The following is an 11723-nucleotide window of genomic DNA, read 5'->3' as shown; positions in this document are numbered from 1 at the left end:
GAAACATTTATTACTATGTAATGAGAAAGTACTCTTTAAATAACATCCTGAAAATATATTTCAATTGCCTGAGCCTTAAATATCTAATTGCAGCAAATAGTATCCGCGGCCTGAAATAAAAACTTATAAAAGCTTTTCTAAAAATATTTTTTAGATATTTCCTGTCTAAATCGGTAAACAAACTAAGTGAATTAAATTTGCTGTCTTTATAACTTTTGGTTTTAAGGTCTTCTGGTAAATCTTCCCATATCTTACAACCCGGGAATAAATTTAATATTCCAAAGTCTGCCCTGGTTAGAGGGTGTTTCTTAGCAAAATTTATAGTTTCATTTACGGTATTTATTGTCTCTCCGGGTAATCCAATAATAAAAAGGCCCTGGCACTGTATGCCATGCTTGCTTATAAGTCTGATAGCATTAATTATCGTGTCCAAGGATTCACCTTTTTTAATATTATTTAAGATATTGCGATTAGCTGATTCAATACCTATCCCTACAAAATAACACCCTGATGCTTTCATTAAAGCCACTAATTCTTCATCTAACGTGTCAGCCCTGATCCCGTTTGAACAAACCCAGCTTATTTTTATATTATTATTTATTAGCAATCTGCAGATATTTAGTATACGGCTGCGGTCTAACGTTAAATTGTCATCTATAAAATGTATTTCTTTAACTCCGAAAGTCCTGGTTAGATATTTAATTTCTTCAATCACATTCTCCGGAGACCGGAACCTTATTTTATGGTCGTAAAAGTTCGGAGTGGCGCAGAAAGTACAGCCATAAGGGCAGCCGCGCGAGGTAACAAGCGCAGCTAGAGGAGAATTTTTTATCAGAAATCCAAGAGGTGCGGCACTATATTTATTAGGATTTATTTGTACCCAGTCAGGGAAAGGAACATCGTCCAGATTTTTTATTATTTCTGCCTTTGTCTTTATATTCGTGCTGTTTTCCCAATTTGTTCTTGAAATAACTCCGGGGATATTGTCATTGACAAGGTTATTTTTTATCAGTTTCAATAACGGTATTTCCCCTTCGCCGCAAATAACGTAATCTGCATTTGATTCCAATAAGGTTTGATACGGCAGGAATGTCGGATGGGTGCCTCCGATAATACATGGAATATTTTTTTGCTTGATTAGTTTAGATAATTGAATAACTTCTTTGTAATAGTCAGAAAGACAGTTTATACCTACTACATCCGGCTTCTCACCAAGTATCCTGTCAGTTAAATCTTTTAATCCAAGATTTTCCCTCAAACCGTCAATGATTACGGTATCAATATTTTCTTTTTTTAAATGAGAAGCCAGATAACCTAAACCCAGGGGAGGCGTAACAAAAAAGCTTTTATAATTCGGCTTTGTAAGGATTACTTTCATAATTTGTGTCTTTATCCCCCTTCGCAGATGAATACGAAGAAGGGGATCCGCCGAAGCTGCGTTGTCAATGCGGCGAATAGCCGTGTCTATTGGCAACGTGTTTAGCGTAGGCGGATGCTTCGGGGGATTTTGCCGAAGAAAATGAAGATACCATGGTAGTAAGACCAGGGAGCTTCATTTTTTTTGGTATTTTTTTAACATTTCAAGGGCTTCCTTTTGCCTTTTCTCCATCTCCTTTATGTATTGGCCAGGGATCTTGCTATCCTGCGGGTTTGCCTTTATATCAGGAACTATTTTATCTGATATGTCTTTTAGCCTTGTTTCCTTTGTTTCTACGATAACATCATCTCCCATTGACCTTAATGCAATGGTAATGTTTCCTTTTTCAGAAGCAATTGATAAAAAATTGGCCTCTTCAGGAGTAATGGCAAACGAAATAGGTATCCTACTTTCCAGGGGTTCTAAAACAAGGTCCTTTTCTCCCTTTTTTATACCTGATTTCTTTACCGCGCCAATAACATCTTTACCTACAGAAAGAACTAACACATTTTGAAGTATGGTCTTTGAAACCTGTTCCATATGACCGTCTTTGTCCGGATATTCAAATACTCCTATAATATCTACTTTGTTGCCGGGCTTTATGATACCAGATATTATAGAACCGTCAAAAACATGTGTTACAGCTCTTTTGCCTGTAGGAATGACAGCAGATATGCCGGTGTCAATACCGAGCATTGAAAGTTTAGTTGTCATGATCTGTTCGCCTTTTTCTATAGGAACAATAGACATAAAAATAGTTTTAGCTTCATTGTTTAATAGATCTTTCTGGGACTGAAGAGCCCTTGGCTGTAAATAATCCTTTGGGACACTGATTACTTCCGTGATCAGAGGAGCTATCATTGTACCCTGATCTATATAATCTTTTGCAACAAGAACGTTAACTTTTTGTGCACCTTTTTTATATTTTGTTTCTAGAGAAGTTAAATACATTGCTGAAAATAATGCGGCAATTACACCCATTATGACCGAAATTAAAATTGCCCTCTTCATTTTTCCTCCAAACAATAGATCAGAAGATTTGTCAATCCCTTTTTAATATTTTGCTTATTTCCTCGTACATTTCCTTTATAACGGTATTTTCAGGCAAATATTCAAGTGCTTTCTTCTGGCATTTAAATGCTTTCTTTACATCTTTCATTACAAGATATAATTGCGCCATATCATGATAGGTCCAGGCTTTATCTTCATCCTGGCCTTCACACTCAATTGCACTTAAATAATAGGATTCCGCTTTACTATACTCCTGCTTACTGAAATATAAATTCCCAAATATTTTTAATGCCCAAGTGTTATTAGGCCTTATCCTGGTAACATATTCAAGTTCTTTATATGCCTTGTCATACTCCATTTTTTTGACATGGAAATCGGCGAGTATGACAAAAGCTCTTATGTCATTCGGATATTTATTCTCAAGGCCAACTAATATTTTTTCAATTTTATTAAAATCTTTTTCTTGATTTAAGTTTTTAATATTACCCAGCTCGTTTTCTACCTTTTTATTTATATCGGAATCTATTTTATATACATCTCTTCTTTCAATATTAGCACTCTTCTTACCAGGCTCAATAGGGCCTATAATTGATAATGCAAGAATTATACCTGCTATAACAGCTAAAACAATATATAAAATATAGCCATGAACAGCCTTGTATAAAAATGTCTTTTTATTTTCCATGATTTCAACGCCCATTTATTTCAATATTCATATTTAAAGTTTATTATGCTACAAGTTAATCTCTTTGGGAACTTGCCGATTACACAGATTATATAACCGGTTGATAAAATTAATAATATGAGTTCACTCTAAAAAGCCTGATTTTGTCATTCCTGCGAAAGCAGGAATCTAATCCTTCGTTGGACACTTCACTTACTGGATTCCCATTTTCATGGGAATGACATTTTTTTAAACCGGACCCATAATATCAATCATGCTTATGCACATGCTACCACCAAATACCTGAGTCATAGTTGATTTATAAATGATTTATTAATACTGACAGCTATGATATACAAAAAATATTAAATTTAATGCCGTCAAGTGCATAATCATTAAATAGACTTTGGAAAATTTCAATTCTATAATAGATTTTTCTATTCTTGAGTTAATTTTTTAGTTGTGTCACTAAACATATCTCTGATTTTTGTACCAAATAGTTTAAACGCAACTACTACTACTGCCGCAACAAGTGCTACAATAAGGATGTACTCAACCATACCCTGAGCGCTTTCATCGTTCCAAAATCTTTTAAGCATAAAACATGCCTCCTTTTTATTTACTTATAACTGGATTTATTTTACTAAATTAATTTATATTTTCAAAATATGTACTAGGCTCCTGTTCCTGCAAGAACTTCTGATCTTGCAGAAACACAAATTTTATCTGCAAGTTTTTTTCCAGGAATATATGTATCCCAGGCCGAGAATATCTTCGGTGTATAAAATTCATATTGTATTTCAACTGAGGAAGTATGATCGCATGGGTTATAAAAATTATCAAGTATCTCAAAGAGTTTATTAACGTTTGAAATATCAAGTTTTGGAAAACGATCTATATTGACTTTAATTTTTAATTTATCTTTGTCAAGTTTTCTTCCCAAAACGTCTTTTCCACAAAGGTAATCAATTATCTCGTTTTTAATGCCTTCTTCATCCATCTCAGTATATGCAATAAGGTCACTGCCCAGGCGGGCAGCTACGGTAAGCTGCTGTTTTGTTAAAACAAGCCTGGAGAAAAAAGTTATCATGAAAATAATTACTATTAATACCGGCAATAATAAAACATTCTCTATTAAAGCTTGTCCTTTTATGGATTTTAATGTGCCTTTATTGTAAGTTTTCATTTATTTAATGCAAAATCGGAGTTTGCCCTACTGGAACTAAATGAGCATACCAACCGTTTTTGTCCTTTTTAGCTTCCCAGTATGCATCAATGTTTTCTTTTATTCTTTCTCCGTTAAATGACGTTTTAAGCACAAAACCAGGGCCGCCTTTGTTATAATATGAAGCAGCTGCAATAGTTTCTATTTCAGGCCACTCGATACCGAACCATTTTCCGAAAATCGGGTATCCGCTGTTTGAGGGCGAATCCCCGCTTTTTCTTGCAATGAGAATAAGTTTTTTCTTATAAAAGGTGTCCTGGTCTGCATAATACCATGATTTCGTTTCTGTTCCTATCAACTCAGGAGACACATAGTGACCATGCAATCCTGATGGCAACAATGGATTCGGAGGGATTGAAAAAAAATAATGCGCTGCTGCATAAAATTTTAATGTTAAAGTATTTCGCTTAAAATATAATTCCATCGGATTAGGAAGTGGATAAATTGGATATGCGTCATCAGCGCCTGACGGTTCTCCTTTAGAATTTATTTCCTGATATTGAGCGACTCGTCTAGCAACTTTCCACGAATTAAACGGGCCAAGACGGGCAATAGCTATCTGGACTTCATTGCCGGCAAGTAATCTGATAGTACTGCGTATTATCTCAGTCTGAGTTTTTATCTGTAGTCCATCACTATATGGCACTATACCATGGTAACAGAGATTTATACCTTCAATCACATCTAAAGTTCCTGTTATTTTTGAGGCATTGTCTCCTAACGAAGTAACATATCTTCCAATTCCTTGTGGGAACATTGGATCCGCATTAATGTAGCATTGACCGTACGACCCTGCACTTACTCCCATAGGTGTAAATGGATAGAGTGAACCAAGACCAATAGGCCCGTACTTTTCTTCAACATTGGGGACTGCAATAGGTTCTCCTTCATAACAGAGACGGGCTATCATGGCGTTTACTTCCATTAGAATATTTATTGTTCTTGCCTGATTAGTTGCCATGGAAAGAGCTGCATTGTCTGCTGCGTTTTGCATCATCATCCTGTCTTTTAGCAATTTCGCTATGTTTATCATCATAGCCCAGCAAAGTATAAGAATAACCATCATGGAAAGGAAAAAAGGAAGTGCTTGCCCAGGTTGGTGTTTATACTTTATAGTTGATATATTATTTTTGTTATACAATATTTTTACCTATAGTACCATTATAGAATTAGTATTTATAAGCAATATGGGAAAAGTATAGCAAAATCTATAGTTAATAAAAATACACATCTTGCTTTTCTAATCAGCGTTTTCTGGCAGAAGGTTCCTGTCAGTAATAATTTCAACATCACAGGCATAGAATTTTATTTTTGCTAAATCTAGTTTTTTCATTAATCTATCCGTATCTTCTCTAGTAAATCCCAATTTAGTAAAATCATGAAACTCAACATAAAGCGAATCAATATAACTAATTGTGCCATTATCTGTCATCTTGTCTAATACACTATACTCTGACCCTTCAATATCCATTGCCACAATAATATAATCTTTCTTTCTAAAATTCCTTTTTAACCAACCGCCAAAATCAACTGATTCAACGTTAACTTCTTTTTCAATATGATAATCTTTGTTTTTAAATTCACTGCTTGCTATACCGGCTAGGTAAAAAAGTATTTTGCCATTTTTTATACCTATAGCATTATTTAGGACCGTTAGATTCGGAATGTCTTCGAGGTTTTTTTTAAGGACACGTACCGTGTCCGGATTTGCTTCAAAAGCAAATATCTCCCATTTGTATTTTTTGTAAAGATCAGTTTTAGTGAATTTCCGCGATAGATTTCCTTCGAAGGCCCCGGCGTCTATAAAAATATATCTTTTGTTATGGTGAAACAAGATAAAAAGTAAAAATATAATCGATACTAAAGCAATAAATTTGATGGCTCTGTTTATGTATCTCATTTATTTGCCCAGATTTTTCGGTCAGTTTGTATTTTGATGGTTTTATAAGAACGATTCATCCAGAAACACTATAAACATAAAAGTTTTTACTTGTATTTGAAAAGTATAGCAAAATCATTGATATTTAATCAATTTTCAATAACGACAAAGGTTTTAATGTGAATTCTCCGTATTTGTCATTTATGCTGTCCATAACGCAGGTGATTTTTTGCTGTTTATCTATGTCTTTTAAAAGATACAACTGTTTGCCGTCAATTATAAGGCTGCTGATACTGACCCCCAAAAGCCGCACTGGTTTCTTAAGAGGCAGAAGCTTATCAAAGATACTGCAGGCACAGGTATATATATCGTAGCCGGATTTAATACAATGCTTGAGGCTTTTATTCCTTGTAAAAGTATAAAAATCCGAATACCGTACCGTTAAGGTTATGGCCTTTCCTGTATACCCCGCAGCCCTCAGCCTGACTCCGACTTTTTCAGACAGCATCCTAAGGTACGACCTTAATAAATTAAGGTTAAATGTATCTTTGGCCAAAGTATGGCTGTGCCCGAAAGATTTTATCTGTTCAGATTCCGAATACCTTTTGACCCTGGAATCGTCTTCGCCTTTCCCCATTCTTTTTAAGTGGTACCCGAGCACTCCGAAATGGGAAGTCAACAAACTTATTGGAGCATCCGCCATATCTTTTGCTGTATTAATATTAAGAACGACCAAAGCTTTTGAAAGTTTTCTTCCTATCCCTATGCCTTTCATATTCTCAACACAAAGCTTTGAAAACAAGATAGGAATATTTTCCTTTTTAATTTGAACAAGCCCGTCAGGTTTCTGCATATTGCTTGCAAGCTTGGCTATCATCTTGTTGGGGCCTATGCCTACCGAACACAAAAGCCCGAGGTCCTGTTTTATCCTTTTTTTTATGTCCTTTGCTATAGCTACTTCATTCCTCCCGCCTTTTACAAGATGCGTAACATCAAGGAAGCATTCATCTATGGAATAAACCTCTACCTGGTCTGTAAAATCAAGCAATATTTTATGTATCTTATATGACGTATCAAGATATTTTTCCAGATTGCCTTGTACAAGGGTTATACCCGGGCAAAGCTTCTTTACCTCATACAGGTTCATCCCTGTCTTTACACCGAATTTCCTTGCTTCATACGACGGCGAAACGATCACAGTCCTTCCCTTGCCGCAAACAGCCACAGGTTTTCCCCGCAAAGCGGGATTAGCCGCCTGCTCGACAGAAGCAAAGTAGGAGTTCATATCTATAAGAAAAACAACCCTGTCATCATTTTTATCAGTAAAATTATTCTGAACAGGGCAAAAATTATTGGTCGCTAATTTATCATTTAAGAACATGTGGAACCCCTTCAGCAGGAGCCAAAAGCTCCTTAAATAACGTGACATTCCGCCATCATAACATTCATCCACCGCTTTGGGCGAGGCATCCTATGCGGCGAGAATACGGCATGCCTCTGGAATTATTTTAAAATAACAATAAGTGCCTATATAAAAATTATTAAGATTTTAGACAATTAATAAAAGAGATTGGATTATTAGGATTGAGTTCCTTGCTTTATATGATAACTGATTCCATTATCTTTGCAAAAATTAATAACGGTTTTGGTTAATTCATTATAATATTCTTTTGTATATTTAAATTCAGAAGACTTTACATTATAATTCAACCGCCCAAATACAATTTTATCTACAAATGAAATCGCTTTCAATATTTTATTCAAGTCTTGTTCTATTAAATTTGGGGTAGGATAAGGTTCCATGCTTATCCATGTTTTAAAACCTTTATCATGCAAATATTTGAGAGATTTTATTCTCTCCTTATAAGTTGCAGAATAAGGTTCATATTCTTTTCGAAATTTTTCATTTAAAGAAACCAAGGTGATGCCATATTCATTATTTTTGCTGTGTCCATTTTTTCTCCCAATTTCTACAGGATAAACGCCTTTTGTAAGCACAGTACATCTGATTTCATTAATATTCAATTTATCAATTATTTTTGAGCTTAAGTCACATATTTCTTCTTGCCCATACATAAAAGGGTCTGTTGAAAAACATAAATGAACATACTTAATTTTATCCTTATATTTTGGGATCTCTTTATCTAAAAGCTCTAACGCATTAGAAACTATTTTAGGTTTACACCACTCTTCATATGTTTTGACAACTCCACACCTCTTTTTCATCATATAAGCATAGCAAGGATATTTACACCCATGACTGCACCCTTCAACATGATTTAAACAAAAATCAGCGTATTCAACAGCACTTTTATAAAGCAATGATTTCCTTTCTATGTATTTCATTAAAAATTGAACTCCTTTTGGCCTTTTGAATCAACTTTAATAACACTGTCCCATATTTTTTGTGCTAGTGGATTCTTAGCTGCAAGAATTAAAACATACAAATTTACATCTCGTGTATTTTTCACAGGCACAGAAGGTAAAGCATTGTTTGATTCTTTGAATATTAAACCTTTTTCCGGATATCCAATGGATTTCAATTGTTCCTTAAAAACATCAATAACAGGATGATATATATTTTGTTTTCCTCGTTTTATTGCATCAGCAACTTTATTTCTCCATATAGACGTACCTAAAAATGTGTCCAAAATTGTATCAGATTTATCCTGCCAATTATCAATATTACGCTTTATCGCACCTATTGGAAAATGAATAAACATATCCATTCGTTTTAATTGTGCCAACTCTTTAAGTGTTTCAAACTTTAAATGCGAGGGAGCAAAAGGATCTATATAAGCGAAATGATATCTGTAATCTTTTTCCTTTAGATATAGAACTATCTTTTTTACTGTTTCGTTGGAATCACCTTGTTTAAAAATATATCCTTTTCTATCTTTTATTCTATTCTTTAAAGAATATATATTCTCTGTATCAATATCAGAAAATATATATTCATTAAATGGCACTTTTTCGAGTTTTACTGCTCTCAATCCTCCACTATCAATTTCCTTTTTATCATATCTAATAATACATTTCCCAGGACCACAAAATAAATCTATAAAAACAGCATTGTCATTATCAGCAAACTTTCTTCGAGCTTCACAAGTAGCATTTAAATATCTCTCTAAAAAATAATACTTATCTTCGCCCCAAGAACCGATACATTGCACAGGCAAAGTATCTTCACCTATGTAGGAACAATTTCCATTATCTTTTTTATTTTTACAGTCCTTTTTACAAACTCTTGTCATAATATTAATTTTCCTAATTAATTATTTATTTATTAAAAAATAAAATCAACAACAACATTGTAGCACTCTATATTGTAATGGTCAAGGTTATTGACAATTTCATTCTTCATGTTGTCGGTTTTCGAGTTCTTTCTGGTGTTCTTGCGTTTTATTGTATCTCATCCAATGTCCAAACCATAGACTTCTGGTTGAAGGATATCTCGAAAAGGTTTGCGCCGTCAGTTACATTAAAATGTACTATAACAGCATCCCCCTCCCTGCTCCGCCAGAGGTAGGTTATTTCCTTTATGTCGTGTTTGTGACCGCTTCGGATAAACCATTTAGGTTTTATCTTGTTTTTTCCGAACACTGCCCCGACTTCTATGGTTTCAGCTGTAAATTCAGGCATAATTATACTTTTAGCGTGGAGCGGATAGCGTATAGGAACTACATGGTTTCAACATATTTTTCAAAACCATTAAAATTATAATCTATATTCGTATTACCAAACACCTCTTCACATCTCTTCTTTACAATATTCTCACTTTGTTTCGATGATTTATAATCAATAATTTTAATTGCTGCTTTATTGCTCGAATTATCATGAAATAAATCAAATGCTTTTTCGTCATAACTTGGAAAAGAATAACCAATAAATGTTATTTTTTCAGCTTCTCCTAATTCATTTCCTGCCGTTTCCCATAACTTCTTTATTCTTTTGTCAGTAATTTCTTCATGAGGAACAAAAATAAACGGCTCAAGTTTACCTTTACAGTTTTTGCATTGAACGCTATTATAAGAATAGTTATTTAATGACCATGAAAGCAAAACGATTTTTTTACATTTAAGACATATTCCCCAATCCAATGAACCATGCAATTTGAAACACTTAATATTAATGTCATATGCCCCATACTTAGTATTATTATTTTGCAAACTATAAAAATCAATAGGATATGTAATTCCAACATTATCACCTAAGTTCCCATGATTTAAGAGAGTGTCAAAATTAAAAGAGATAATTACTACTTCATCATCACAATATTTTAAATTAGATAAAAATTTTCTATATAAATTAGTTTCACTTTCCGAATAGCTTTCTATTATATGTCTTGAAATTAAAGTCTTTATCATTTTTTTTGAATTTATGTCATTTTTGTCTTTTATTTTCCTCAACAGTTCATCTATATAAAAATCTTTGCTTATAGAAGGTGGAAAGTATAAATCAGAATAGCTATTTATCTTTTCTAATTCCATATCAAACTTTTTAGGGAAGTTTTTCACTAAAAAAGTAATAAACTCTATCTTTTTATCATTTGGATAGTCATCCCAATGCTGCGGGGTTAAATACTTCCAACCAAGTTCCTTACCCAATGGAATTCCACCCGCAGCCTTAGATGCCCCTGCACCTAAAACAAAAATCTCTTTCATTATTTTACCCTCTCCCAAGTTTTTTCTTTTTTCTTGTACCAAGATAATTCTCTTTTGAAACAACTGGCTTGCCGGATTGGAGTTCTATGTCTTTTCTTGTTCTTCCGGCTACAGCGCCGCCGTCTTGTGCGTCTTTGCGAAGTTTCGGCATACCTTTTGAATCTCTGTCCCGGGTAATTTTTGTTGTAGCCGCTTCTCCAAGCATGGTAAGAATAAGCTCTATATCATTCATATGATCTCTAAGATTTTCACGGTCAATTTTTTTAAGTTTCTTGTAATCATCAACCTTAAGGCCAAAAGCGCCTTCCATAATGTCATTGGTAAGTATGGCATACTCCAAATCTGTTTGTGCGCCGCGGTTATCCCACTCTTTTGTCAGGCTCTGGCGGATGGCAATACCGCGCACACGCTTGTCGACCCATTCCTTGGGATATCCTTTTTTTTCGTATAAAGCACGCATACGGTGCATTGCAAGTTCCGGATTTTCTATTTCCTGCACCCGTTCATAACCTACTTTTGCAAGCCACTGTTTGAAAGGTTCTGCTTTAGGTGACGGTATTGACTGAATAATACGAAAAATACCTTTGGTATTTGAACAATCAGTTTCATACTTTTTGCCATCCTGAGCTTCCAATTTCAGTCCGTGACAAAATGTCACGACCTGACTTCCTTCTTCAACAAGCCTTTGTTTTAGCTTTCTCCAATATGAACCAGGATTAACACTTTCTGTAAGAACACTGCACACATCAACAACTGAAAACCACCATTCATTGTTGTAAAGTGTTCTTCTTACCTGTTTACCTCTAAATACTGCAATTCTTGTTTCCATTTTCCCTCCCGTTTTTTCTATACGCTCTATGCTA

At 34.4% G+C, this 11723-nt stretch carries 13 protein-coding genes; all 13 read right to left on the bottom strand.

Annotation, left to right across the window (positions count from 1 at the left end; translation table 11 throughout):
* Positions 1–13 precede the first annotated feature (13 nt).
* The 13 genes from LHV68_00835 to LHV68_00775 all read right to left on the bottom strand — a co-directional run bounded on the left by LHV68_00835 (position 14) and on the right by LHV68_00775 (position 11689).
* Positions 14–1378, bottom strand: coding sequence for a B12-binding domain-containing radical SAM protein (locus LHV68_00835; protein ID MCB4790411.1), 1365 nt, complete (start codon positions 1376–1378; stop codon positions 14–16).
* 174 nt (positions 1379–1552) lie between these two features.
* Positions 1553–2428 (bottom strand): Flp pilus assembly protein CpaB, encoded by an 876-nt coding sequence (gene cpaB, locus LHV68_00830; protein ID MCB4790410.1) that lies wholly within the window; start codon positions 2426–2428, stop codon positions 1553–1555.
* Positions 2429–2459: 31 nt separating this feature from the next.
* Positions 2460–3113 (bottom strand): hypothetical protein, encoded by a 654-nt coding sequence (locus LHV68_00825; GenBank protein MCB4790409.1) that lies wholly within the window; start codon positions 3111–3113, stop codon positions 2460–2462.
* Positions 3114–3529: 416 nt separating this feature from the next.
* Positions 3530–3691 carry a Flp family type IVb pilin gene (locus tag LHV68_00820; protein MCB4790408.1) on the bottom strand — a complete coding sequence of 54 codons (162 nt, stop codon included), beginning with the start codon at positions 3689–3691 and terminating at the stop codon, positions 3530–3532.
* Positions 3692–3765: 74 nt separating this feature from the next.
* Positions 3766–4278, bottom strand: coding sequence for a pilus assembly protein (locus tag LHV68_00815; GenBank protein MCB4790407.1), 513 nt, complete (start codon positions 4276–4278; stop codon positions 3766–3768).
* Positions 4279–4282: 4 nt separating this feature from the next.
* Positions 4283–5458: a Tad domain-containing protein gene (locus tag LHV68_00810; protein ID MCB4790406.1), complete on the bottom strand. Its 1176-nt coding sequence runs from the start codon at positions 5456–5458 to the stop codon at positions 4283–4285.
* Positions 5459–5557: 99 nt separating this feature from the next.
* Positions 5558–6217 (bottom strand): FkbM family methyltransferase, encoded by a 660-nt coding sequence (locus LHV68_00805; protein ID MCB4790405.1) that lies wholly within the window; start codon positions 6215–6217, stop codon positions 5558–5560.
* A 124-nt stretch (positions 6218–6341) separates the two neighbouring features.
* Entirely contained in the window at positions 6342–7625 is a 1284-nt protein-coding gene (gene dinB / locus LHV68_00800) for a DNA polymerase IV (GenBank protein MCB4790404.1), read from the bottom strand.
* Between the two features lie 149 nt (positions 7626–7774).
* On the bottom strand, positions 7775–8542 hold the full coding sequence (locus LHV68_00795; GenBank protein MCB4790403.1) for a radical SAM protein: 768 nt from the start codon (positions 8540–8542) through the stop codon (positions 7775–7777).
* On the bottom strand, positions 8542–9450 hold the full coding sequence (gene tcmP / locus LHV68_00790) for a three-Cys-motif partner protein TcmP (GenBank protein MCB4790402.1): 909 nt from the start codon (positions 9448–9450) through the stop codon (positions 8542–8544). The genes LHV68_00795 and tcmP overlap by 1 nt, the downstream gene beginning before the upstream one ends.
* Before the next feature lie 148 nt (positions 9451–9598).
* Positions 9599–9838, bottom strand: a complete 240-nt coding sequence (locus LHV68_00785; protein ID MCB4790401.1) for a hypothetical protein — start codon at positions 9836–9838, stop codon at positions 9599–9601.
* A 38-nt stretch (positions 9839–9876) separates the two neighbouring features.
* A complete protein-coding gene (locus LHV68_00780; protein ID MCB4790400.1) occupies positions 9877–10902 on the bottom strand; it encodes a hypothetical protein in 1026 nt (341 codons plus the stop codon).
* The gene (locus LHV68_00775; protein MCB4790399.1) at positions 10865–11689 is read right to left on the bottom strand and encodes a phage antirepressor protein; all 825 of its coding nucleotides are present in this window, start codon (positions 11687–11689) and stop codon (positions 10865–10867) included. The genes LHV68_00780 and LHV68_00775 overlap by 38 nt, the downstream gene beginning before the upstream one ends.
* Between the last annotated feature and the right edge of the window lie 34 nt (positions 11690–11723).

Origin of the sequence: Candidatus Liberimonas magnetica, assembly GCA_020523885.1 — a bacterium.
In the GTDB taxonomy this organism is placed as follows: Bacteria; Elusimicrobiota; Endomicrobiia; order Endomicrobiales; family JAFGIL01; genus Liberimonas; species Liberimonas magnetica.
The sequence above is the reverse complement of the archived record's forward strand: the minus strand, read 5'-3'. Positions and strand labels throughout refer to the sequence as shown.